A 25,913-nucleotide genomic window follows, 5' to 3' on the forward strand; every position below is an offset into this window, starting at 1 on the left:
TCAACATTAACAATGAAACAACCCAATATTAATGCTGAAGAAAATGATACAAATTGGCAGAAAATAAAAGAGAGTGGAGAACTTCGTGTTGGCTTATCAGCTGATTATGCACCGATGGAATTTGAAAAGAATGCAAATGGGAAAACTGAATATGCTGGTGTCGATATAGAGTTAGCTAAGAAGATTGCTAAAGATAATCATCTCAAACTGAAAATTATTAATATGCAATTTGATAGTTTACTAGGTGCGCTTAAAACTGGCAAAATTGATATTATTATTTCTGGAATGACAACGACACCTGAACGTGAAAAAGAAGTAAGCTTTACTAAACCATATATGATGACTAATAATATTATGTTAGTTAAGAAAAATGAAAAAAATCATTTAAAATCTATTAGCGATTTTAAAGATAAAAAAATTGCAGTTCAAAAAGGGACAGATCAAGAAAAAATAGCTAAGACTGAAATTGAAAATGCAGATGTTACTTCATTAAATAAATTACCAGAAACTATTTTATCTGTGAAAAGTGGTAAAACTGTAGGAGCAATTCTTGAAAAACCTGTAGCAGAAGCATACATAAAACAAAATCCTGAACTTGCATTTTCAGATGTGAAATTTAATGAAGAAAAGAAACCAACTTGTATTGCAGTACCTAAAAATTCACCAATTCTATTAAAAAAATTAAATCAGACAATCAATGAAGTAAATGATAAGAATTTAATTGATAAGTATATGTCTAAAGCAGCAAACGACATGCAGGATGATGGTAATTTTTACACAAAATATAAAAGTTTCTTTATTAAAGGATTAGAAAATACAATTTTAATTTCATTTATTGGTGTAGTATTAGGTGCTATTTTAGGAGCGTTTATCGCACTAATGAAATTAAGTAAATTTAAACCATTATCTTGGATTGCTTCAATATATATAGAATTCTTAAGAGGTACACCATTATTAGTACAAGTTTTCATAGTATTTTTTGGTACTACTGCAGCACTTGGACTAGATATTTCTGCTTTAATTTGTGGAACAATTGCGTTAGTTATAAACTCATCAGCATATATTGCAGAGATATTTCGTGCGGGTATTAATTCCATCGATAAAGGACAAACAGAAGCTGCACGCAGTTTAGGTTTGAGTTACAACCAAACGATGAAATCAGTTATTATGCCACAAGCTATTAAGAATATTTTACCTGCACTAGGTAATGAATTTGTTACTTTAATTAAAGAATCATCAATTGTATCAACAATAGGTGTTGGAGAAATTATGTTTAATGCACAAGTGGTTCAAGGTATTTCATTTGATCCTTTTACACCATTATTGGTCGCAGCAGGAATGTACTTTATTCTAACCTTTGCATTATCACGCATCATGAACTTTATAGAAGGGAGAATGAAAGCCAGTGATTAAAATTCAAAATTTAAATAAAAAATTTGGTAACAATGAAGTATTGAAAGATATTAATTTAGATATTAATAAAGGTGAAGTCGTAGCTATCATTGGCCCATCAGGTAGTGGGAAAAGTACTTTATTAAGATGTATGAATTTATTAGAAACACCCACTAAAGGTCATGTCATATTTGAAGGAAACGATTTAACAAAAAAGGGTGTTCAATTAGAGCAGTTACGACAAAAAATGGGCATGGTGTTTCAAAACTTTAATTTATTTCCTCATAAAAAGGTTAAGGAAAATATTATGTTAGCCCCTAAATTGTTAAAAAAGAATGATGATTCAACTCTAAATGAACAAGCGATTGAATTACTAGATAAGGTAGGATTAAAAGATAAAGCAGATGTTTATCCTAATCAACTTTCTGGTGGACAAAAGCAGAGAGTTGCGATAGCAAGAGCATTAGCTATGCACCCAGATGTTATTTTATTTGATGAACCGACATCTGCACTTGACCCTGAAGTAGTTGGGGATGTTTTGAAGGTTATGAAGGATTTAGCAAAAGAAGGAATGACAATGGTTGTCGTTACACATGAAATGGGATTCGCAAAAGATGTCAGTGATAAAGTAATATTTATGGCGGATGGCGTTGTTGTTGAATCTGGTACACCACAGGAAATATTTGAAAAGCCACAACATGAAAGAACTAAAAATTTCTTATCTAGAGTATTATAAATATAAAATAGTTAAAAAATTAAATTATGAAAGTCTGAGAGATGTCAATTTCTCAGACTTTCATTTTTTGATAAGCTAACAGTCAATTGTTACATGTTTTTAATGATTAACGTTAATTGAATAAATATTAAATGATGTAACAAAGTCAATGTCTTACATACTTTTAATCAATAATCATACATCACTATTTATTCATATGTTAAAATAACAAGAGTATATTTTTATAATGTGGGGGCAGAATTTTGGATGTAAAGCAGTTAAAAAAAGATATCATTGAATACGCACATACAATTGGTATTGACAGTATTGGTTTTACGACTGCCGATCCATTTGATGAATTGAAACAAAAGCTAGAAGATTATCACTCAAAAGGATATGCTTCTGGGTTTGAAGAATCTGATATAGCATTAAGAACGGAACCTAAATTAAGCTTACCGACAGCGAGATCTATTATTGCGATAGCAGTTGGATATCCCAATAAACTTAAAGGAGCACCTAAAAGTGTACGTGGTGATAGACGCGGCATGTTTGCACGTGCTTCATGGGGACAAGATTATCATACAATAATGAGAAAACGATTGGATCTATTGGGAACATATATCCAATCAAAAGTACCTGATGTTGAAATTAAGTCGATGGTTGACACTGGGGTATTATCAGATAGAGCGGTAGCTGAACGTGCAGGACTCGGATTTGCAGGACGAAATGGATTTATTATTAATCCTGATTTAGGCACATGGACCTATCTAGGTGAAATGCTTGTTAGTATACCTTTTGAACCAGATGATCCTATTTTAGATAGTTGTGGAGATTGTACCATTTGCGTTGATAGATGTCCTACGGGTGCTTTAGTTGGCAATGGCCAATTAAATAGTCAAAAATGTATTAGCTTTTTAACGCAAACTAAAGGTTATTTGGCTGATGAATACAGATATAAAATCGGCAATCGACTATATGGGTGTGACACATGCCAACAAGTTTGTCCTAAAAATAAAGGCATTAATACAGAACATGACGACATTATTTTAGAACCTGAAATTTTGAAACCTAGATTAGTCCCATTATTACAAATGAGTAATAAAGAATTTAAAAATACATATGGTCATTTAGCAGGTGCGTGGAGAGGTAAAAAACCTATACAACGTAATGCTATATTAGCTTTAGTTCATTTTAATGAAACAGGTGCTATACCTGATTTAAAAGAAGTTGCGTTAAATGATCCTAGACCTATGATTAGAGGGACTGCATATTGGGCAATCGGTCAAATTGAAGGTGAAAATGCACGCGAATTTATTCATACACATTATGAAAATGAAATTGAAGAAGTCCAAGTTGAAATGTTAAAAGGCTTGGAAATGAGGAGAGAAAAATAAATGACAAACCATATTGTATTATTTCAACCCGAAATCCCTGCAAATACTGGTAATATAGCTAGAACTTGTGCTGGTACCAATACGCACTTACATTTGATTAAACCACTTGGATTTAGTACAGATGATAAGATGTTAAAAAGAGCAGGATTAGATTACTGGGAACATGTTAATATTACATATCATGAAGATATAGAATCATTTTTTGAATCAACTAATGGTGAATACTATTTGTTAACAAAATTTGGTAAGCAAACATATAGTGACTTTGATTTTTCTGATACGAACAATAATCATTATTTTATTTTTGGTAGAGAAACAACTGGATTACCAGATTGGGTCAAAGATAAGTATCAAGATACTGCATTAAGAATTCCAATGAGTGATAAAATTCGTTCATTAAATCTTTCAAATACAGCAGCGTTATTGATTTACGAAGCTTTAAGACAACAATCATTTCCTGGCTTATCATAATAAAGATGTTTGAAATTCAAAGTAGATGAACGAAAAGTTGACTACATGTTATATTAATTGATGAGAAAATAGTATTCTATAATCATAGGTTAGTTTGAACGATAAATAATTAGGGTATAAATGAATTAATATTAACCATACTATTCTATGTAAGCAAACTAAGAGGAGTGTATTTTAAAATGGCAATGAACTTTAAAGTATTTGAAGATAAACAAAGAGTAGCTGAATATACAGCAGACATTTTGAGAAAACAATTTAATAACAACCCAATGACAATCGCAGGTGTTCATTTAACAAAAGATCATGCACCTGTATTAGATGAATTAAAAAAGAATGTTGATTTACATGCAGTTGATTTCAGTCAAATTAATATTTTAGATTATGATGAAAATCAATCATATTATGAAGCGTTAGGTGTACCACAAAGCCAAATTTATTCATTATCATACAACCAAGATGCTAATGACTTTATTTCAGATAAAATTAAAACAAAGGAAAATAAAGGTAAATTAGTCTTACAAGTTGTTTCAATTGATGAAAATGGTAATTTAGATGTAAGTGTAAGACAAGGGTTATTAGAAGCACGCGAAATCTTCTTAGTTGTTACTGGTAGTAATAAACGTGAAGTAGTCGAAAAATTATATAACGAAAATGGAAAATCTAATTTTGAACCTGCAGACTTAAAAGCGCACCGTATGGTTAACGTTATTTTAGATAAAGAAGCAGCAGCTGGATTACCTGAAGACGTGAAAGAATACTTCACAGCTCGCTTTGCATAAAGAATAAGTCAGAAAGAGGTTATCTATATGACTCAAAATAAAGATTCTAAAACGAATTACCACGAAGAAGAAAATGCAATGGTAACCGATTTAGATGATTTAAAAGACTTAGGAAAAGAAATGGAACAAATTTCTGAAGAAAATGATGAAGAAAAATTAAATCAATCTCATGATTCAGATGTTCGTTCTGATTTAGATCAAGATTAAATATTAACTCTTGTAATAGTGAAAATTCTATTGCAAGAGTATTTTTTATAGAAAAGACGAAATAATATTTTAATGGATGTCATCCATCAATTCTTGCATTATGATAAGATATTGAAGAATCATGTTTAAAAGGAGATTACATATGCTAGGGAAGTATTGGAAATATTTAATGATCGCAACTGTTATTGTAAGTTTAATTTCAATCAAGGCATTTCCATTAGCACTAGGCGCACTATACTTGCCAGTTTTATTTAAAATAGTACAATTACAGTTAAATCTTTCGAATGGTTTAATTGATGATGTCAGTGCTCAAACATTTATAAAAAGTAATCAATCTGGCATTATCATCAGTGTAATATGCTGTTTAGCTATAACAGGTATTTTAATGTATACATTAGATGGGTTTTATAATAGCTTAACAGGTATTTTAAGTATATTAATTAAAATAAGTCCATTTACGATTGTAATAAGTGCGATTTTATATATTTTAACAGCAATCGCGACTGTTCAAGCAACAAAACAAAAATTTCAATAATATATAATTAAGCTCTAGTTTTTTACTAAATTTATATTAGTAACTAGAGTTTTTTTATACAAAAAATATATGTAAACGTTTTACTTCTAAATTGATATGACAAATTGAATAGTGATATACTAGGATTAAACAATGATAATAAGGGGAGAATAAAATGTCAGTACGTATTGAACATGATACATTTGGAGAAATTGAAGTACCTGCAGATAAATATTGGGGTGCTCAAACAGAAAGAAGTAAAAGAAACTTCCCAGTAGGTAAAGAGAAAATGCCTATTGAAGTCGTATATGGATTTGCACAACTTAAAAGAGGTGCTGCATTAGCTAACAACGAATTAGGAAAATTAAGTGATGCTAAAAAAGATGCTATCGTATATGCTTGTGATAAAATTTTAAATGGTGAATTAGATGAACATTTCCCACTAGTTGTATGGCAAACAGGAAGTGGTACACAAAGTAATATGAACGTGAACGAAGTAGTTAGTTATGTAGCAAATGAATATTTAAAAGAACAAAAAAGTGATGAGTCAATCCATCCCAATGATGATGTGAATAAATCTCAAAGTTCTAATGACACATTTCCAACAGCGATGCACGTTGCACTATATCATGAAGTTGAAACTAAATTAGTACCAGCGTTAAAACATTTACGTCAAACTTTTAAACAAAAAGAAGATGAATTTGAATCTATTATTAAAATTGGTCGTACACATTTACAAGATGCTACACCAATTAAATTAGGGCAAGAAATTAGTGGTTGGCGTTATATGTTAGATAGATGTGAAACATTATTAAATGAGTCTAAACAACACATTCTAAACTTAGCAATTGGTGGTACTGCCGTAGGTACAGGAATCAATGCACACCCAGAGTTTGGTGACAAAGTTGCTAAATTTATCTCAGAAAATACAGGTTATGCATTTGTATCATCAGAAAATAAATTCCATGCATTAACTGCACATGATGAAGTTGTTCAATTGCATGGTACATTAAAAGCACTAGCTGGAGATTTAATGAAAATTGCTAATGATGTAAGATGGTTAGCTTCAGGTCCAAGAGCAGGTTTAGCTGAAATCTCAATTCCTGAAAATGAACCGGGTTCTTCAATTATGCCAGGTAAAGTTAATCCAACACAATGTGAAATGTTAACAATGGTAGCAGTGCAAGTGATGGGTAATGACACTGCAGTAGGTATCGCAAGTTCACAAGGTAACTTTGAATTAAATGTATTTAAACCAGTTATTTTACACAATACATTACAATCTATATACTTATTAGCAGATGGTATGGAAACATTTAATAATAACTGTGCTGTAGGTATTGAACCTATTGAGGAAAATATTGATAATTACTTAAATCAATCATTAATGCTTGTTACTGCTTTAAATCCACATATTGGATATGAGAAAGCTGCACAAATAGCTAAAAATGCACATAAAGAAGGCTTAACACTTAAAGAATCAGCCATTCAATCTGGTTATGTAACTGAAGAACAATTTGAAGAATGGATTAAACCAGAAGATATGGTAGACCCTCACTAGAAACAATATAATTATTAAAAGCTAGGAAGATTAAATTACATTAATCTTCCTAGCTTTTTTTTATGAAATATCATCATCTAAACTAACTGATATCCATTCTTTAGTTAATGGATGTTCTAATTCGATTTTATAACTATGTAATTCTAATTGTCTTAATGTTGAATCTCCGTATAATGGATCTCCAATTACAGGGTGTCCAATTTCTGCTAGATGTACACGAATTTGGTGTGTGCGTCCAGTATCTAATTTAATTTCTAACTCGCATACATTTTCTTTAATCATATTTGAAGATAAAATATGTGTGATCGCACGCTGACCTGTATTAGATATACGTTTCTTATTTGGATGAAACTTATCTTTACCAATTGGCATATCAATTGTTTGTGGTTTAATTGGTAATAAAGCTTTAACATGTGCTTTATAAATACGAGTGATGTCATTTTCTTCTAGCATTCTATCTAATATCTTTTTCATTAACGGATTTTTTGCCACAATTAATAAACCTACAGTTTCTTGGTCTAATCGATGTATGGGTTCTACATAATCACTATCAATAGTATAAATAAGATGATTCATTAGCGTATTACTTTCTTTTAGGTCATTTGGATGTGTTTTGACGCCTTTAGGTTTTAACACAATCGCAAAGTCGTCATTTTCATAATAAACTTGTGCATATCGATAACTTGGTAAGTAATTACTTTTTTCTTCCGGTGTAGGTATAAATACTTCATCGCCGGAATTGACCTTATCAGATAAACGACTTGTTTGTTTATTAATAGTAATATCCTTACACATATTTAATAAGTGTAAGTCTTTTTTAGGTAACTTTAAATCTTGGAAAATCTCTCTCAATGTATATTGATCATAATTTTCAGGTATTGTAAATTTCATAAAATCCTCCTATAGTTACTTTTAATCATATCACAAAATGTATTATTGCAATATAAAATTAAAGTAATTAGTATCCTTTGAATCGCCGTCATGATTCATTATGACATTGAGCGGTTTTTTTATATTACATGAAACGGTATAATAGAATAGATATTCGAAATATTTTTGGAGGTATTTATGGAAAAACCAACACGTATCGCTCTCCTTAAAGAAATTGCAGAATTTTTGAATGAAGAAACAGAAATATACAGTATGATGCAAGGTGCAATTCAATATTTGATTGAAGGAAGTGACTTTACGACGGGTTGGATTTTCTTTATCAATCAATCTGGAAACCATGAATTAGTCTCTAGTGTGAACTTACCAGGCGCACTCTCTAAAAATCAATGCCACTATATGACTGATGGGTCTTGTTGGTGTGTACGTGCTTATCAAAATGAAAAACTGACGAAAGCCTCTAATATCATTAATTGTTCAAGAATTAATTTGGCAAATCGAGCGCATCATGAGGAAACAGATGGTATTACACATCACGCAACAGTGCCACTTAGATCTGGTGAAGAACAATTTGGATTATTAAATGTTGCAACGCCAAACAAAAGTCATTATAGCCAGGAAGATTTAGCACTGTTAGAATCAGTGGCCTTTCAAATTGGTTCGGCAATCAAGCGAATCATGTTAACCGATAAAGAAAAGGAAAATGCCCGAATTAATGAAAGAAATCGGTTAGCCAGAGATTTGCATGATTCGGTTAACCAAATGTTATTTTCATTAAAATTAACTGCACATGCTGCCTATGGTATTTCAAACGAAGAGATGTCAAAAAAAGCTTTTAAAACTATAGAGGAAACAAGTCAAAATGCGGTTAATGAAATGCGTGCACTCATATGGCAATTAAAACCTGTTGGATTAGAGCAAGGTATGTTACATGCATTAAATCATTATAGTGAATTACTACAGTTAAATTTGACCGTTCATGTGGATGGTTTGATTGATGTAACAAATATGATTGAAGAGAATGTTTATCGCATGGTTCAAGAATGTCTGAACAATGTTAGAAAACACGCACATACGAAAGAAGTAACTTTAACTTTAAAACAAACCAATGAAAAACTTTTTGTGATTGTTCAAGACGAGGGAAAAGGATTTGACAATGAAAAGCAAATGTCCAATACAGCGAATGGTTTAAAACACTTACAACAACGCACTGATATATTAAAAGGACAATTACGTATTTATTCAAAGCCATCAAAAGGTACTCGTATTGAAATAGAAATACCATTGAACTGATTATTTAAAGGAGTATAGCGATGAAGAAAATCATATTAGTCGATGATCATCATATTGTCAGACAAGGCTTAGAATTTTTATTATCTACTGTAGAAGATATAGAGGTAGTACAGGGGTTTGCTGAAGGTAAATTGTTTTTAGATTACCTTGAAAATAATGAACAACCGGATATTGTGCTATTAGATTTAGTTATGCCAGATATGAATGGTATTGAAATAACGGAATATTTGAAAAATAACTACCCTAACATTAAAATTCTGGTATTAACCAGTTATGTTGATGATGAACATGTCATTTCTGCTTTAGAAAAAGGTGCTGATGGCTATGAAATGAAAGACGTAGAACCACAGAAACTTATTGAAACGATTCATAATGTTCTTGATGGGAAGAGAATCATCCATCCAGACGCCAAACATGTTTTAGATTCTATGAGTTCTAAGCCACATTTTACAAATAAATTATCTAAAAGAGAAACAGAAGTACTTAAAGAAATGGTCAAAGGAAAGACCAATAAAGAAATTGCTAATACGTTATTTGTATCTGAAAAAACAATTAAAACACACGTGAGCCATATATTCAGTAAATTACAAGTGAGTGATCGTACACAAGCTGCAATTTATGCTATGGAAAATAAACTGATTTAATTAAAAAAATAAATATAAGTAATAATTACGCTCAATTTATGATGGTTAAATAACTAAGTTTTTACAAATTATGTTAAAAATTTAAGTATTTTGATAATTTTGCCTTTAATAAAAATGAGCTTAAAACGAAATTGACTCTTTTATTTTCATTAAAAATATATTAAGATGTAATTTGTGTTTCAAGAAATGTGTATAATTGCAATTTCTTGTGTCCGGATATAAATTCTCTTCAAGAAAGGTAGATAATAGAATGGATAGACAGAGTTTTACAGATTTAATTCAAACAAAATTTAAAATGGTTCGTATAGAAGCAGGATATACACAAGATACTATGGCTCAAACTATTGGGCTTTCAAAGAAAACGTTAGTTCAAATTGAAAAAGAACGTGTATTACCAAATTGGACAACATGTGTTTCAATTTGTGCATTATTTAGAGATTCAGATGTTTTAAATAGCACGTTTGGTTGTGATCCATTAGAAATCGTCCAAACTATTTCTAGAAATCATTGTGCATACCCAAATCACTCAACAACTAGTGATATTTATTGGAATACAATTGAAACTAGAAGCGGTTATATTTTACAAAGTAATAAAGTTAGCAATATTTACCGTGTATTAAATCCTGAAAAACAACCTATTTTCGGTACTTCTAAAATGAGAGAAGCAGAAACTTATTTCAATAGAAATGCTAAAGAAGAATTAGTTCATATTTAATTTTTTCTCGAATAAGTGATAGTAGAATCGTAAAATGATTTAATCACTTATTTTTATTAACATAGAAGATGTTTTAGTTACTGACTATACATATTAGCCTAGGCCGTCAAACAATGATGACTTAGGCTTTTATTTTATTATGGGTTATTTAAAGATACATTTTAAGTTAAAAGATATATGAAAAAGTTTCATAAGTTTAAACTAACGAAACCTAAGGAAATTAAATGCTATAATAAATCATGATTTTTATATTTTGAAGGGAGTCTATGTCATGCACGCTTTATTAATCATTTTGTTTATGATGGTGGTCGGTGCCATTATTGGTGGGGTAACTAACGTCATAGCTATCAAAATGTTATTTCACCCGTTCAATCCATATTATATTTTTAAAATAAGAATTCCATTCACACCTGGTTTAATTCCGAAAAGAAGAGATGAAATCGCAAATAAGATTGGTCAAGTTATAGAAGAACATTTGCTTACAGAAGAGCTCATGAGACAAAAATTAAATGATGGAAAAGCTAAAAGTGCGATTAACGATATTATTTTAAAACAGATACAACAACTGAAATCAGATGATATGACGATTCACCATATTGCAGAAAAATTCGATTTTAATATCGATTATTTTATAGAACATCAACTTCATGAAGAAGTAGAATCGATTTTAATGAACTATTATAGATCTCATCAACAATCTGAAGTTAAAGATGTATTACCACAAGAATTGGTTGAGCTCATTCAACATAGACTCAATGATGTTGGTGATTTGATTTGTGAACGTGCGCGAGTATATTTATCTTCTCCAAAAGGAACGAAGGACATCAATGATATGTTAGAAACATTCTTTAATGAAAAAGGGAAAATTGTAGGTTTATTACAAATGTTCATGACACGAGAGAGTATTGCTGATCGAATACAACAAGAATTAATTCGTTTAACAAATCATCCCAAAGCCAAGTCAATTATTGATCAAGTCATTCAAAATGAATTTGAAACATTCAAAAATAAGCAACTAGGGGAATTAGTATCAGAAGACCAATTTGAAAACATTGCTACAACTGCAACATCATTAATGATTACGCAATTTAATTTACAAGATAAAATAAGAAAACCTATTAATGAATTGGCTCCTCAGTTTATCCAATATTTAGAAAACGAATTATCTAACAAACTGACCAACATCATTATTCATCAATTATCAAGTAACTTAACAACGATTATGCATAAAATTAATTTAAGACAACTTGTTGAAGATCAAATCAATACCTTTGATTTAGACTATATTGAAAAAATCATTATCGATATTGCTAATAAAGAATTAAAATTAATCATGTCTTTAGGTTTTATACTTGGTGGTATTATAGGAATTTTCCAAGGTATAGTCGCAATCTTTGTCTAACTAAATGATATGTGTTACATTTATTAAGAGTGTTGAAACACAAATTAACTCAAAGGAGTGCAATGAACAATGGCAGTAAATTTATATGATTATGCAAATCAATTAGAGCAAGCATTAAGAGATAGTGATGAATACAAAGCTATTAAAGATGCTTATGCTAAAGTAAAAGATAACGAAGAATCAAAAAAATTATTTGATGAATTCCGTGAAACTCAAATGAATTTCCAACAAAAACAAATGCAAGGTGAAGAAATTCCTGAGGAAGACTTACAAAAAGCTCAAGAACAAGCTCAAGCAATTGAAAAAGATGAAAACATCTCTTCATTAATGCAAGCTGAACAAAAAATGAGCCAAGTATTCCAAGAAATTAACCAAATCATCGTTAAACCTTTAGATGAAATTTATGCTGACTAATAGTTAGTCATTTTATCAAAGCTACAGTACTTATTTAAGTGCTGTAGCTTTTTTATGTTATTGATGAATAACTATGTTCAACATCGACTGTTATGTTTCACATATGGTAAAATGATTAGATATAAAGGAATATTGTGACTGGATTTTTATTCGATAATTAGAATAGTAAATGTATTTTTATTATGTTAAATACATTTTAATTGTCTACAGTCATTAAGTGTCTTTAATAAGGAGAATAGAGCTTATGGTTAAATTTATACATTGTGCGGATTTACATTTAGACAGTCCTTTTAAATCTAAAAGTCATTTGAGTCCTAATATATTTGAGGATGTTCAAAAAAGTGCATATGAAAGTTTTCAACATATTGTTGATTTAGCATTAGAAAAAGAAGTAGACTTTATTATCATTGCTGGTGATTTATTCGATAAAGAAAATCGTACGTTACGAGCTGAAGTGTTTTTAAAAGAGCAATTCGAACGATTAGAAAAAGAACAAATTTTCGTATACATTTGTCATGGTAATCATGATCCGTTATCTACAAAGATATCATCAAATTGGCCTAAAAATGTATCTGTATTTTCAAATCAAGTAGAAACTTATCAAGCAATAACTAAAGATGGAGAGACCATTTTTATACATGGATTTAGTTATCAAAATGATGCAAGTTATGAGAACAAAATTGATAGCTTTCCATCTAGTCAGGGACAACAAGGTATACATATAGGTGTGCTACATGGTACTTATAGTAAGTCATCAGTTAAAGATAGATATACTGAATTTAGACTAGAAGATTTAAATAGTAAATTGTACCATTATTGGGCTTTAGGTCACATTCATGAAAGACAACAATTAAGTGACTTACCAGTTATTAATTATGCTGGTAATATACAAGGTCGACATTTTAATGAAAAAGGTGAAAAAGGTTGTTTACTTATCCAAGGGGATAATTTAAAGCTAACTACACAGTTCTATCCGACACAATCCATTAAATTTGAAGAAGCGACAATTGAAACTTCAGAAACGACTAAACAAGGTTTGTATGAAGCAATTCAAGCATTTAAAGATAAAGTACGAGAAGAAGGGAAAGCATTTTACCGTTTAAATGTCATTATCAATAGTGAATCAACGATGTCACCTCAAGATATATTACAAGTCGAAGAAATGATTACAGATTATGAAGAAAATGAAAAAGATTTTGTATTTATTGAGGATTTAAATTTAAAATATAAAACGAACGACGAGTCGCCTTTAGTAAATGAATTTTCGAATGATTTATTAAATGATAGAACAGTATTCGATAAAGCAATGTCAGATTTATATTTAAATCCACGAGCATCTAAATATTTAGATGACTATACAACATTTGATAAAACAGAGCTAGTCAATCATGCTGAAGACTTATTAAAGGCAGACATGAGAGGTGAACAAAATGATAATTAAATCACTTGAGATATATGGCTATGGACAATTTGTTCAACGAAATATTGAGTTTAACCAATCATTTACTGAAATTTTTGGTGAAAATGAAGCTGGCAAATCAACGATTCAAGCTTTCATCCATTCTATATTATTTGGATTTCCCACTAAGAAGTCTAAAGAGCCGCGTTTAGAACCAAGATTAGGTAATCAATATGGTGGTAAATTGACGCTTCAATTAGACGATGGAAATGTCGTTGAAGTTGAACGTATTAAAGGTAGTGCCCAAGGTGATGTTAAAGTATACCTAGAAGATGGTAGCGTGCGAGATGAAGAATGGTTACAAAAGAAATTGAATTATATATCTAAAAAAACATACCAAGGTATATTTTCTTTTGATGTCTTAGGCTTGCAAGATATTCATCGTAATTTAGACGAAAAACAGTTACAAGACTATTTACTCGAAGCGGGCGCTTTAGGATCTACTGAATTTACAAGCATGAGAGATACGATAAGTCAGAAGAAGGACGAATTGTATAAAAAGTCGGGTAAAAATCCAATTATTAATCAACAAGTGGATCAGTTAAAACAATTAGAAGCGCAAATTCGAGATGAAGAAGCAAAACTTGATACTTATCATAGATTAGTTGATGAAAAGGATAAATCGTCACGACGCCTTGATAATATTAAACAAAACTTGAACCAACTTTCTAAAATGCATGAAGAAAAACAAAAAGAAGTAGCTTTACATGATCAAACACAAGAATGGAAACAATTAGAACATGCACTCAATGTTGAACCATTACACTTCCCTGAAAAAGGAATTGATCGTTATGAAGCTGCAAATGCACAAAGACAATCCTTGCTTAGAGACATCAGTTTAAGAGAACAGCAATTGTCTCACATCAAAGAAGATAATCAATCTATAGAACCTGTTAAACAGTCTGATATCGATGCTTTTAATAGTTTATATCAACAAGAAAATGAGATTAAACAAAAAGAATATGAATTACGATCTATAGAAAAAGAAATTTCTGATAAACAACGTGATAAAGAAAGTATGCAATCGAATATCGGTTGGAATGAAACTTATCATGATGTTGATAGTTCAGAAGCAATGAAGAGTCATATTAGTGATCAAATTAAAAACAAGCAAGAACAAGTGGCTTATATTCAACAATTAGAACGTAGCATTGAAGATAATAAAATTGAACAAAACGCAAATAGCAATGAATTAGATCAATTAGAAAATCTACTTGTTCCAGAAGAAACGTTCGAAAAGAAAAAAGAGCACAAACAACAAATTGTTGAATTAAACGAGAAAGAAAACCTCTATGAAAAATTAAAAGAAACATTTGAAATTGAACAAGAGCGTAAAAGCAAACGACAAAAAATGTTGCGTATGGTATTTATTTTACTAGCAATAGTTGGCGCAGCGTTGACCGTTTTTGCATTTTTAACTCAAAACATGATTTTTGGAGTTATATTTGCAGTATTAACTGTTGTGTTTGTTATCGGTATATTCCTAGTGAAATCTAAGGAAGTAGATTATAGTGAAACAATCACACAAGAAATTGACGATTTAGAAAACCAATTAGAAGTTTTAGAAAATCAATATGATTTAGACTTTGATTTAGACGAACAGCAACGTACACGTGATCATTGGCAACATGCATTAAAAAATAAAGATGTTCTAGATGAAAAATCCAATTATATGAACAATGCTTTATCTAAGGCAGAACAACGTTTAAATGATATCAATCATAATATAGAAGTTGCGAAACAAGAGTTACATCTTTCGCCTAAAATATCAGATAGCCTAATTGTTGAAAGTATAGGTACAATGGGACAAATCAAATCAAACGACCAGTATATTGATGAATTAAATTCAAAGCGTCATCAAATAGTAAGTGATTTAGAGGCATTTTATAATCATGCAGAAGCAGTTACACAATCACAATTTACTTATTTTAACAAAATGTCGTTCTTCCATGATGTGAAACAATGGCTTAAAAACGCTGAGGATAGTAATGAAAAATGGCATAAAAATACTGAACAAAGTAAATTATTAAATGATGAGTTATCACAGCTACGAGCACACTTAGAGGAAAATAATCAAACGATTAACGAATTATTTAATCATATCGGCGTCTCAACAGAAGAAGAATACTATCAACATCATGAAAAGTATCAAACATATACTAATCAATTGACGCGTTTCAATGATTTAACAAAATATCTTGAAAATCAAAATTACTCATATGATGCTAGTTCACAATTAAGTGATAAAACCACAGCACAGTTAAATGAAGAAAATCAATTACTAGCACAGCAAGTTGATCAATATAATGAACAATATCTTGATATGCAATCTGAAGTTAGTGATCTCAATGCTCAAATTAATCATATGGAAACAGATACGACATTAACACAACTACGTCATGAGTATCATAGTCTAAAAAATAGAATGAATAGCATAGCTAAAGATTGGGCAAGTTTAAGTTACTTACAAAGTTTAGTAGATGAACATATCAAACAAATTAAAGATAAACGTTTACCACAGGTGATTAATGAAGCCATTCTTATATTCACAAATCTTACTAATGGAGCTTATACTAATATTTATTATTCAGAAGAAGCCATTCAAGTTAAACATGAAAATGGTCAAATGTACCAACCTGTAGAGTTAAGTCAATCTACGAAAGAGTTATTATATGTTGCACTTAGATTGAGTTTGATCAAAGTATTAAAACCTTATTACCCATTCCCAATTATTGTGGATGATGCGTTTGTACACTTTGATAAAGATCGTAAAGAAAGAATGATAAATTATTTAAGAACATTATCAACGGAACATCAAGTAATATACTTTACATGTACTAATGATAATATTGTTCCAACTAAAGAAATGATTACTTTAAATAAATTAGAGAAAGGCGGGAAATAATGAGAAATGTAGAAAAATTAAATCCCGGTGATTCAGTTAATCACTTCTTTTTAATCCACAGAGCAACACAAGGTGTGACAGCTCAAGGTAAAGACTACATGACGCTATATTTACAAGATAAAAGTGGAGATATCGAGGCTAAATTATGGACTGCTACGAAGGAAGATATGCAGACATTGAAGCCAGAAGAAATCGTACATGTAAAAGGTGATGTCATTAATTATCGTGGCCGTAAACAAATGAAAGTGAATCAAATTCGATTAGCGACACCTGAAGATAACATGAATACACAAGATTTCGTAGATGGTGCACCTATGTCTCCAGCTGAAATACAAGAAGCACTTTCACATTATATGTTAGATATTGAAAATGCTAATTTACAACGTATTACAAGACACTTAATTAAAAAGTATCAAGAAAGCTTCTTTACATTTCCAGCAGCTAGTTCACATCATCATAACTTTGCTAGTGGTTTAAGCTATCATGTTTTAACGATGTTAAAAGTTGCTAAATCTATTTGTGATATATACCCACTATTAAATAGAAGTCTCTTATATAGTGCCATCATTTTACATGATTTAGGTAAAGTAAAAGAGTTAAGCGGTCCTGTGGCTACGACGTATACAGTGGAAGGTAATTTATTAGGGCATATTTCTATTGCAAGCGATGAAGTGGCTGAAGCAGCAAAAGAACTTGGCATTGATGGTGAAGAGGTCATGTTATTAAGACATATGATCTTAGCTCATCACGGTAAGTTAGAGTTTGGTTCACCTAAAATGCCACATTTAAAAGAAGCCGAGATTCTATTTTTCATAGATAATATAGATGCTAAAATGAACATGTTTGAAAAAGCATTTAAGAAAACGGATAAAGGTCAATTTACAGAGCGAATTTTTGGTCTTGAAAATAGACAATTCTACAATCCAATACAATTAGATTAATATGAAAAAAAGGTGATGAACTCGAATATGAATTCATCACCTTTTTTAATTTAATCTATAATCAGTATATTTCAAAAGTGAGTAGAGATGATATAATTATATCGTCGCCTATCTCTCAGGCGTCATTAAGACGATGAGAGGGGGTGTTACTTCCATGACTGAAATCTTTGTTCATATCGCAACTACTGTTATTAGTGGTTGTATCGTTACATTATTTGCGCAATGGCTACGCCATCGTAACGACAAGTAAATAGGCGACATATGTAGCTACACTAAAAAATCCCCTCACTACCGCAAATAGTGAGGGGATTGGTGTTTCCATACTGAAATCTTTGTTACATATATTATAACATGTGTATTTAAGATTGCAAAATGTTACTATCTATTATGCTAATTACGAATTATGATCCTGTCATTCCTGGAGCACCTTGTTGCATGCTAGCGCCACCTTGTGATGATTGTTGTTCTTGTTGTTTAATCTTGTCTGGATCTAAAATTGTATCATCAACAGCTTTTTTAATATCTCTATCTTTATAATCTACTTTATATTCGTCCAGGATTTCTTTATAAGCATCAGTTAATAATTTAGGGTCTTTTTGAATTTTTTGTTCTAAAATTTTAGATTTCAGATTTGACTTTTCTGAGTTAAAGTCAGTTTCTTTGTCAGCTTTAATGATATGGTAACCATAATCAGTTTTGACAACTTTAGAAACTTCGCCTTCTTTTAGTTTAAATAGCGCTTTGTCGAAGCTTTCCATCATTTGTCCTTTTGTTACATAACCAAGGGAACCATCTTTTTTAGCACTAGATTTATCCATAGATTCTTTTTTAGCGATTTCTCCAAATTTACTTGGATCTTTAGAAACTTCTTTTTGAATTTCTTCAGCTTTTTGTTTTGCTTTTTTATCTGATAATCCTTCTTTATCACTGTCTTTAGATTTAACTTTGATTAAGATATGAGAGGCTTTTTTAGTATTATCTTTGATTTCTTTATCAGACACTTTTATCTTATCATTTAATAATTCTTTCTGATATGCGGATAAACGTTTTTGATCTTTGTAATCATCCATTGACATACCTTGTTGCTTTAAGACACTTTCAAATTGTTCCTTACCACCATATTGCTTTTCTTCTTTTTTAATATCTTTATCAATATCTTTAGTATCTACTTTATCTTTATATTTATCAGCGAGAATTTTATCTAGAGCGATACTGAATGATTTACTAGCAATTTGGTCTTTACCAATTTTCTTCATAACATCCTCAACTTTAACATCTCCAGCTTTAGATGATATGAGCGTGTTTTCTTTTGAATCTGTCGCATCTGATCCGCATGCACCTAGTAAAAGGGCACTAGCAGTCACTGGTATCATGATTTTGTTAAATGCTTTCATATGTTGTTAGCTCCTTTATGTATATAATCAACGTAAATATAACATATAAAAGGGAAGGTACCAATTCAAAACCCTCTCTTTAGGACTATAGTACTAGGTAATTTAAAGATTAAAAACAATCCCCATAAAAAAACTGTCAATCAAGATAATAACTTGAAAGACAGTTTATATTTAAACCTATATAGAAGCGATAAATTTTTCTTTCTTCAAAATGTGTATGCCAGATTGGTGTTCTTCAATATAATTCCCATAATTTGAAAACACTAAAATTTTTAAATAAAGTAAATCAAGTACAGAAAAACCAAAATTAAGTGCTAATAGAAACATACAATAATGTCCATATTGTGGAAAATACATACATAAAAAAATAAATAATGATGATATTAATATAAAAGGTAATATCAAATTGATACAAAAATAAACTTTATGGATGGGTGTGTTTACATAAGTATTAAAATATGGAATCCATTTTTTTCGTGTTAATTTATGAATTCGAAATGATTTGTAAAAGGGTAGGAAAAATAATAAATGAACCCCTTTATGTAATGGATACATAAAAAATACAAGTAAAAGCACAATTAGGAAATGTTTATCAGATAATGGCGTGTTACTAAAAAAGTACATGACTTCATAACTAAACAAAAACATTATAATGGTACCAACAATACTCATGAATGCAATTCTAGGGATACCAAATCTTTCATGAATATCAATTTGTCTTGTACATAAAAACATGCAACATGCCTCATTTCTTAGTCAATATATGTATGGTATTATCTATTGAATTATGGATGAAGTCAATAGGAATTTAGGATAAATCAATCAAATAATATTTTTTTAATAGGTGTGTCAATATATTAGAAAACCCTATTCAACAATTGCAATCGATGATTACATTTTTGAATAGGGAATACCATACAATAAATTATTTATTTTTCTTTAGAAAATGTATTACTAATTTCTTCGCCACGGTTTTGTAAATTCTCAATGTGAGATTGTAGCTTTTCAATATTAGGGTTAATATCAGACTTGAAGTTACCGATTAATGTTTTAATTTCATCACCGATTGAACTACCGAACTCTGTACCTTCATTTTTAATTTGTGAACTATAATTTAATATGTCATTAAATGATTGTTTCATTGTTTCTAGTTCACGTTGTAACTCTGATTGAGCGCCAGTTGGCTGTCCGCCATCAATAGTGTTATTCTTAACGCTTTGGTCATCACGATTACGCAATGATACTGCGAAACCAGCGGCAACACCTACGCCAATACCAAACAATACGCGTGTTACTTTCATTATAAATCTCCTCACTTTTATATCTCGGATAATTGTATTATTCATCTTATACCCATTTTAATACAAATTAAGCATGATTATTCAAATTGAGCTTGAATTTGAGCAGCAATTTCTTTTTTAGTTTCATCATTTATTACATCTTCATGTGTTTCCCACTTATAACCAAAGCCATCAATGTCATTTTCATATCTTGGAATCAAATGGAAATGTAAATGGAAAACTGATTGATCAGCGAATTCACCATTATTTTGTATAATGTTTAAGCCATCAGGATTAAATGCTTTTTTAATTGCATTCGCTACTTTAGGAAGGGCAACACCAATATGTTTCATTGTTTCTTCATCTGTTTCAAAGATATTTGCTGAAGCTTTTTTAGGAATTAAAAGTGTATGACCTTTCGTTACTTGAGAAATATCTAAAAAGGCATAGACATAATCATTTTCATAAATTTTAAAGCTAGGAATTTCACCAGTAATAATTTTACTGAAAATCGTTTCAGACATGTTGATTACACTCCTCTTCTCTTCATCTTAAAATATATTATAGCATTACTAACAAAAATTCGTCATTCATCATAGCTAATTTTAGGTGTAATTCATAATTTTTGATACAATAGGTCTCGTGGAGGTGCCTTATGACAGTAAAAGTAGAACATCTAACAGGTGGTTACGGTAAACGACCTGTAATTAAAGATATCAATTTTGAATTAAGAGAAGGCGAAATCGTTGGATTAATAGGTCTAAATGGTGCTGGTAAAAGTACTACTATCAAACATATGTTAGGACTTTTAACTCCTACATCTGGATCATTATCAATTTCTAACACTAATATAACTGACGATATTGAAACATATCGTCGAAAATTATCATATATTCCAGAGTCACCAGTTATTTATGAAGAATTAACGTTACAAGAACATATTGAAATGACTGCAATGGCATATGGACTATCACAAGATGAAGCAATGAAAAGGGCAGAACCGTTATTAAAAATATTTAGATTACAAGATGAATTAAAGGTTTTTCCAAGCCATTTTTCAAAAGGTATGAAACAAAAAGTGATGATTATATGTGCGTTTATCGTAAATCCTGAATTGTATATTATTGACGAACCATTTTTAGGTTTAGATCCGTTAGGTATACAGTCCATGCTTGATTTAATGGTAGAAAAGAAAAATGAAGGGCGCACTGTGTTGATGAGTACACATATCTTAGCAACTGCCGAACGCTATTGCGATCGTTTTATTATTTTAGATAAAGGTGAAGTTGTCGCTTTTGGAAATTTAGATGAATTAAGGGCACAAACTGGGCTCAACCATCATACACTAGATGATATTTATATACATGTTACTCAAGGTGGACATGCCAATGAATAATCAAGCAACAATATTATTTAGAAAGCGTCAAAAGGCGATACGTAAAGAAAAAAATTACTATAATAAATTTATTTTTAATGGTCATTTTACAGTCTTTCTTTTAATCTTGTTTGGTGCTTTTATCATGGGGTATGGTGAGTGGTTAAAACATATACCGGAGCATATTGATTATGCACTTATAACTAGTATCATTTTGGCGATTGCTTCATTATTTCCATTAAGAACATTATTAAAAGAAGCAGATCAAATCTTTTTATTACCATTTGAAAAGTACATGAAAAGCTATATGACATTAAGTATACAATATAGTTACTTTGCAAGAATAGTAACGCAATTGGTATTACTCATCGTACCATTGCCATTATTTTATAAATTGAATCATCACCATTTGCAATACTATATTGTTTTTGTAGTATTCGCACTCATTCTACCTTATTTAGTGTTATGCCTAAGATGGATTGGTTATCGATTAGGTGTATCAACTTGGTTAATGAATATAGGCTTTTTTATTATTTTAAGTATGAACTATTATTTGATCCTCGGATTACAAACGTATTTAGCGTTAATTGTCACTTTATTAATTTTAGTATTGATTGCTACTTTAAAACCTAAAGCAGACAAACAATTATATCCATGGGATAGAATGATTGGATTAGAACATAGACATCATACAAATTATTATAAATTTGTAAATATGTTTACCGATGTCAAACATTTGAGAGAGTCAGCGGTTAGACGTAGTTATTTAGATTTTATTTTACCGGTACCGAAAGGTCGGAAATTTAATGCTAATCAAATGTACTTATATTTATTTATACGAAGTTTTGTACGAGGTAGAGATGCTTTCAGTATCATATTAAGATTGACACTTATAGCAGTGATATTAATGGTATGGCTTTCAAATCCGGTAATCTCTATATTAATAGGTAGTTTATTTATGTATATCACATTATTACAAATGTCTCAGTTCTATACTCAACAAGCTTATGGACTATGGCCACAGGTTTGGCCTGTACCTGATACAATTGTTATCAAAGGTTATGAGAAGTTTTTATATAGACTTATGATTATTATTGGTTTGATATTTACAATTACATTTTCAATTACGAATCCAACATTATTTTTCTTTTCAATCGTATTCTTCTTAGTTGGATATTTAACGATTAGAAGTACGATTAAAAAATTAAAATACCAAGAAACATTATTAAGAGATTAAATAAAAAGTTGTCCTAATAGCAAAAGTAATATCTTTGCTATAGGACAACTTTTTTATTTTTAATTATGATCTACTGGATATAAGTAACGTTCAAAGTAACTTGAATGTTGGCCACTATATCCAAAGAATTGATTTAATGCTGCTTTAGAAAAATGATCTTGGAATAAGTCAGATGACTTAAAGTCTTCATATGCACTACGATTAGCAAAACCAAAATACAATTTATATGTATTGCCTTCTAATGGTCGTAATAATCGATAACTTTTGAACCCGCCGAAATTGTCAAAAGGTGCACCAAAATGAAGTAATTGTTTTTCTAATTGATTTTTATGATCTTCAGATGAAGGAATGAATAGAGCGCAGTAAAAATGTTCTTCATTAAATTCGCCCACGCTATATAATACTTCATATGCACTTGGATGTTTTAGTACAGATTTTCCTTCAGTTTCTTCTAATATAACTGAAGTATCTGATGCTGAATATTGGAATAAATCATGGTCTGGATTATTAAGTTGAATTTGATTTAAAAATCCATAAGTCCCATAAGATGTATATAAATTCATGACAGTTACCTCCCTTGTTTTTATTAATTATACGATTATCATTTTTTATTTTCTACCTTAAAAGTCTGATTTTTAAAATAAATGTATAAGAATGTATTGATTTATTACAAATTAAACTGAAATTAAATGGAATTATATTATATCCATGATATAAAATGACGAGTTATTATATTGAATTTCAATATCTAAATAAAAAATTATGACAATTTGTAAGTAGTTCATATTTCCAAATAATTTTACTATGTCTTTTTTATGACATTTAAGCACAATAAAATACGAACGAACATACAATATGATATTATAGATAAGAATGATTTTAATTTAGGGGGACTAAATGGTGCATACCAAGAATGATACGATTTTAAAAATGATAAAAGGTGAAAAGACATCCCATACACCAGTCTGGTTTATGCGTCAGGCAGGGAGGTCACAACCAGAATACCGTAAATTAAAAGAGAAATATTCGTTATTCGAGATTACGCATCAACCTGAATTATGTGCATATGTCACACACTTACCAGTTGATAATTACAATACAGATGCTGCGATTTTATATAAAGATATTATGACACCGTTAAAACCTATTGGTGTAGATGTTGAAATTAAATCTGGAATCGGACCAGTGATACAAAATCCAATTAAATCAGTACAAGATGTTGAAAAACTTTCTCAAATTGATCCAAAACGAGATGTACCATATGTTTTAGATACGATAAAAATATTAACTGAAGAAAAATTAAATGTACCGTTAATTGGTTTTACTGGTGCTCCATTCACTTTAGCTTCATATATGATAGAAGGCGGACCATCTAAAAATTACAATTTAACTAAAGCAATGATGTATCGAGATGAAGCTACTTGGTTTGCTTTAATGGATCATTTGGTTGCTATTTCCATAGATTACGTTAATGCACAAATAGAAGCAGGTGCCGAGTTGGTTCAAATCTTTGACTCTTGGGTAGGCGCTTTAAATGTTCAGGATTATAGAAAATATATTAAGCCAGGTATGGATAAACTAGTAAATGGTATTAAGCGTCAACATCAAGTTCCAGTTATATTGTTTGGTGTTGGTGCGAGTCATTTAATTAACGAATGGAATGATTTACCAATTGATGTGCTAGGTTTAGACTGGAGAACATCCATTCAGCAAGCTCAACAAATGGGCGTAAACAAAACATTACAAGGCAATTTAGACCCATCATTGCTATTAGCGCCATGGGAAGTAATTGAAGAGAGATTAAAAGACATTTTAGACCAAGGTATGTCTAGAGGCAAACATATCTTTAACCTTGGGCATGGTGTCTTCCCAGAAGTTCAACCAGAAACACTTCGCAAAGTAAGTCAATTTGTACATGATTATACTCAACAGTAGTTCTATTAATTCAATTTGAATAACGTAAGTAATATGATTAGATTAAAGGGTGGTTTTATAAATGAGTAAAACAATAGGATTATTAGTAATGGCTTATGGCACACCTTACAAAGAAAGTGACATTGAACCTTATTATACTGATATCAGACACGGTAAAAAACCAACAGATGAAGAACTACAAGATTTAAAAAACCGCTATGAATTTATTGGTGGATTGTCACCATTAGCAGGTACTACAGACAGACAAGCAGAAGCATTAAAAGATGCCTTAAACGGCGCATATGACGATGTTGAATTTAAGTTATATTTAGGTCTTAAACATATTTCACCATATATAGAAGAAGCGGTTGAGTCTATGAATAATGATGGGATTACTGAAGCAGTAACTGTAGTTTTAGCACCACATTATTCAAGCTTTTCAGTCGGCTCTTATGATGAACGTGCTGATCAAGAGGCTGAAAAATACGGTATTCAATTACATCATGTTAAACATTATTATCACCAACCGAAATTCTTAGAATTTTGGACTAACCAAATTAATGATACTTTAAAACAGATTCCATCTGAAGAACATGACGATACTGTATTAGTTGTATCTGCACACAGTCTACCTAAAGGATTAATTGAAAGAAACAATGATCCATATCCTAAAGAGCTACATGACACAGCAGAACAATTAAAAGTTAAATCAAATATTATCCATGTTGCTGAAGGTTGGCAATCAGAAGGTAATACTGGTACACCTTGGTTAGGGCCTGACGTACAGGATTTAACAAGAGATTTATATGATGCGCATGGCTATAAAAACTTTATCTATACACCAGTAGGATTTGTATGCGAACATTTAGAAGTTTTATATGATAATGACTATGAATGTAAAGTTGTTTGTGACGACATCGGTGCAAATTATTATCGTCCAGACATGCCTAATACGCATCCATTATTTATCGGTGCAATTGTAGACGAAATTAAATCAGTATTTTAATAGAAGGAAGCGT

27 protein-coding genes are annotated in these 25,913 nt (G+C 30.5%); 21 read left to right on the forward strand and 6 right to left on the reverse strand.

All coding sequences use genetic code 11. The features are described 5' to 3' along the window. The first annotated feature begins 12 nt into the window (after nucleotides 1-12). The 8 genes from EL082_RS04700 (at nucleotide 13) to fumC (ending at nucleotide 7,033) form a co-directional block, all read left to right on the forward strand. Nucleotides 13-1,413, forward strand: a complete 1,401-nt coding sequence (locus EL082_RS04700; RefSeq protein WP_232013285.1) for an ABC transporter substrate-binding protein/permease — start codon at nucleotides 13-15, stop codon at nucleotides 1,411-1,413. Further along, a complete protein-coding gene (locus EL082_RS04705; RefSeq protein ID WP_002466809.1) occupies nucleotides 1,406-2,128 on the forward strand; it encodes an amino acid ABC transporter ATP-binding protein in 723 nt (240 codons plus the stop codon). The genes EL082_RS04700 and EL082_RS04705 overlap by 8 nt, the downstream gene beginning before the upstream one ends. A 242-nt stretch (nucleotides 2,129-2,370) precedes the next feature. After that, the gene (gene queG, locus EL082_RS04710; RefSeq protein ID WP_002466804.1) at nucleotides 2,371-3,501 is read left to right on the forward strand and encodes a tRNA epoxyqueuosine(34) reductase QueG; all 1,131 of its coding nucleotides are present in this window, start codon (nucleotides 2,371-2,373) and stop codon (nucleotides 3,499-3,501) included. Further along, nucleotides 3,502-3,972, forward strand: a complete 471-nt coding sequence (gene trmL, locus EL082_RS04715; protein WP_002466802.1) for a tRNA (uridine(34)/cytosine(34)/5-carboxymethylaminomethyluridine(34)-2'-O)-methyltransferase TrmL — start codon at nucleotides 3,502-3,504, stop codon at nucleotides 3,970-3,972. A gap of 179 nt (nucleotides 3,973-4,151) precedes the next feature. After that, nucleotides 4,152-4,751 carry a 6-phosphogluconolactonase gene (locus EL082_RS04720; RefSeq protein ID WP_015364870.1) on the forward strand — a complete coding sequence of 200 codons (600 nt, stop codon included), beginning with the start codon at nucleotides 4,152-4,154 and terminating at the stop codon, nucleotides 4,749-4,751. 27 nt (nucleotides 4,752-4,778) lie between these two features. Further along, nucleotides 4,779-4,958, forward strand: a complete 180-nt coding sequence (locus tag EL082_RS04725; protein ID WP_002466824.1) for an SAS053 family DNA gyrase inhibitor — start codon at nucleotides 4,779-4,781, stop codon at nucleotides 4,956-4,958. 142 nt (nucleotides 4,959-5,100) lie between these two features. Next, complete coding sequence (locus tag EL082_RS04730) at nucleotides 5,101-5,493, forward strand: hypothetical protein (protein ID WP_015364871.1); 393 nt, start codon at nucleotides 5,101-5,103, stop codon at nucleotides 5,491-5,493. Nucleotides 5,494-5,647: 154 nt separating this feature from the next. Continuing rightward, complete coding sequence (fumC, locus tag EL082_RS04735) at nucleotides 5,648-7,033, forward strand: class II fumarate hydratase (RefSeq protein WP_002466811.1); 1,386 nt, start codon at nucleotides 5,648-5,650, stop codon at nucleotides 7,031-7,033. Nucleotides 7,034-7,093: 60 nt separating this feature from the next. Here the strand turns inward: fumC and EL082_RS04740 are convergent, their stop codons facing one another. Next, complete coding sequence (locus EL082_RS04740; protein ID WP_049416173.1) at nucleotides 7,094-7,924, reverse strand: RluA family pseudouridine synthase; 831 nt, start codon at nucleotides 7,922-7,924, stop codon at nucleotides 7,094-7,096. A 177-nt stretch (nucleotides 7,925-8,101) separates the two neighbouring features. On the opposite strand from EL082_RS04740, the gene EL082_RS04745 reads away from it, so the two are divergent. The 9 genes from EL082_RS04745 to EL082_RS04785 all read left to right on the forward strand — a co-directional run bounded on the left by EL082_RS04745 (nucleotide 8,102) and on the right by EL082_RS04785 (nucleotide 17,944). Continuing rightward, nucleotides 8,102-9,214 (forward strand): GAF domain-containing sensor histidine kinase, encoded by a 1,113-nt coding sequence (locus EL082_RS04745; protein WP_002466816.1) that lies wholly within the window; start codon nucleotides 8,102-8,104, stop codon nucleotides 9,212-9,214. 20 nt (nucleotides 9,215-9,234) lie between these two features. Continuing rightward, entirely contained in the window at nucleotides 9,235-9,858 is a 624-nt protein-coding gene (locus EL082_RS04750; protein WP_002466822.1) for a response regulator, read from the forward strand. Nucleotides 9,859-10,108: 250 nt separating this feature from the next. Beyond that, nucleotides 10,109-10,573, forward strand: a complete 465-nt coding sequence (gene xdrA, locus EL082_RS04755; RefSeq protein ID WP_002452105.1) for an XRE family transcriptional regulator XdrA — start codon at nucleotides 10,109-10,111, stop codon at nucleotides 10,571-10,573. 271 nt (nucleotides 10,574-10,844) lie between these two features. Continuing rightward, entirely contained in the window at nucleotides 10,845-11,975 is a 1,131-nt protein-coding gene (locus EL082_RS04760) for a DUF445 domain-containing protein (RefSeq protein ID WP_002466808.1), read from the forward strand. Between the two features lie 69 nt (nucleotides 11,976-12,044). Beyond that, nucleotides 12,045-12,389 (forward strand): YlbF/YmcA family competence regulator, encoded by a 345-nt coding sequence (locus EL082_RS04765; protein ID WP_002452107.1) that lies wholly within the window; start codon nucleotides 12,045-12,047, stop codon nucleotides 12,387-12,389. A gap of 244 nt (nucleotides 12,390-12,633) precedes the next feature. Beyond that, nucleotides 12,634-13,830: a metallophosphoesterase family protein gene (locus EL082_RS04770; protein ID WP_002466812.1), complete on the forward strand. Its 1,197-nt coding sequence runs from the start codon at nucleotides 12,634-12,636 to the stop codon at nucleotides 13,828-13,830. Beyond that, nucleotides 13,820-16,753, forward strand: coding sequence for an ATP-binding protein (locus tag EL082_RS04775; protein WP_103286322.1), 2,934 nt, complete (start codon nucleotides 13,820-13,822; stop codon nucleotides 16,751-16,753). The genes EL082_RS04770 and EL082_RS04775 overlap by 11 nt, the downstream gene beginning before the upstream one ends. Continuing rightward, complete coding sequence (yhaM, locus tag EL082_RS04780) at nucleotides 16,753-17,694, forward strand: 3'-5' exoribonuclease YhaM (RefSeq protein ID WP_002466800.1); 942 nt, start codon at nucleotides 16,753-16,755, stop codon at nucleotides 17,692-17,694. The genes EL082_RS04775 and yhaM overlap by 1 nt, the downstream gene beginning before the upstream one ends. 154 nt (nucleotides 17,695-17,848) lie before the next feature. Next, a complete protein-coding gene (locus EL082_RS04785; protein WP_126474883.1) occupies nucleotides 17,849-17,944 on the forward strand; it encodes a type I toxin-antitoxin system Fst family toxin in 96 nt (31 codons plus the stop codon). Between the two features lie 151 nt (nucleotides 17,945-18,095). On the opposite strand, the gene prsA is transcribed toward EL082_RS04785, so the two are convergent. From prsA to EL082_RS04805, 4 genes are all read right to left on the reverse strand, one after another. After that, nucleotides 18,096-19,088: a peptidylprolyl isomerase PrsA gene (gene prsA / locus EL082_RS04790; RefSeq protein WP_002466825.1), complete on the reverse strand. Its 993-nt coding sequence runs from the start codon at nucleotides 19,086-19,088 to the stop codon at nucleotides 18,096-18,098. Between the two features lie 177 nt (nucleotides 19,089-19,265). Then, nucleotides 19,266-19,823, reverse strand: a complete 558-nt coding sequence (locus EL082_RS04795; RefSeq protein ID WP_002466819.1) for a DUF3267 domain-containing protein — start codon at nucleotides 19,821-19,823, stop codon at nucleotides 19,266-19,268. Nucleotides 19,824-20,017: 194 nt separating this feature from the next. Next, nucleotides 20,018-20,389 carry a YtxH domain-containing protein gene (locus EL082_RS04800; protein ID WP_002452114.1) on the reverse strand — a complete coding sequence of 124 codons (372 nt, stop codon included), beginning with the start codon at nucleotides 20,387-20,389 and terminating at the stop codon, nucleotides 20,018-20,020. Between the two features lie 77 nt (nucleotides 20,390-20,466). After that, nucleotides 20,467-20,892 carry an HIT family protein gene (locus EL082_RS04805; protein WP_002466803.1) on the reverse strand — a complete coding sequence of 142 codons (426 nt, stop codon included), beginning with the start codon at nucleotides 20,890-20,892 and terminating at the stop codon, nucleotides 20,467-20,469. Nucleotides 20,893-21,023: 131 nt separating this feature from the next. Here EL082_RS04805 and ecsA point away from each other — a divergent pair, with 131 nt between their 5' ends. Next, nucleotides 21,024-21,764 (forward strand): ABC transporter ATP-binding protein EcsA, encoded by a 741-nt coding sequence (gene ecsA, locus EL082_RS04810; RefSeq protein ID WP_002466806.1) that lies wholly within the window; start codon nucleotides 21,024-21,026, stop codon nucleotides 21,762-21,764. Then, complete coding sequence (gene ecsB, locus EL082_RS04815; RefSeq protein ID WP_049416178.1) at nucleotides 21,757-22,980, forward strand: ABC transporter permease EcsB; 1,224 nt, start codon at nucleotides 21,757-21,759, stop codon at nucleotides 22,978-22,980. The genes ecsA and ecsB overlap by 8 nt, the downstream gene beginning before the upstream one ends. A gap of 59 nt (nucleotides 22,981-23,039) precedes the next feature. Here the strand turns inward: ecsB and traP are convergent, their stop codons facing one another. After that, nucleotides 23,040-23,543, reverse strand: coding sequence for a signal transduction protein TRAP (gene traP / locus EL082_RS04820; RefSeq protein WP_002466817.1), 504 nt, complete (start codon nucleotides 23,541-23,543; stop codon nucleotides 23,040-23,042). Nucleotides 23,544-23,877: 334 nt separating this feature from the next. Between traP and hemE the strand changes: the two genes are divergently transcribed. Next, nucleotides 23,878-24,915 (forward strand): uroporphyrinogen decarboxylase, encoded by a 1,038-nt coding sequence (gene hemE / locus EL082_RS04825; protein WP_002466820.1) that lies wholly within the window; start codon nucleotides 23,878-23,880, stop codon nucleotides 24,913-24,915. Between the two features lie 61 nt (nucleotides 24,916-24,976). Beyond that, on the forward strand, nucleotides 24,977-25,900 hold the full coding sequence (gene hemH / locus EL082_RS04830) for a ferrochelatase (protein WP_049416181.1): 924 nt from the start codon (nucleotides 24,977-24,979) through the stop codon (nucleotides 25,898-25,900). The last annotated feature ends 13 nt before the right edge of the window (nucleotides 25,901-25,913 follow it).

Origin of the sequence: Staphylococcus warneri (assembly GCF_900636385.1) — a bacterium.
GTDB classification, from domain to species: Bacteria; Bacillota; Bacilli; order Staphylococcales; family Staphylococcaceae; genus Staphylococcus; species Staphylococcus warneri.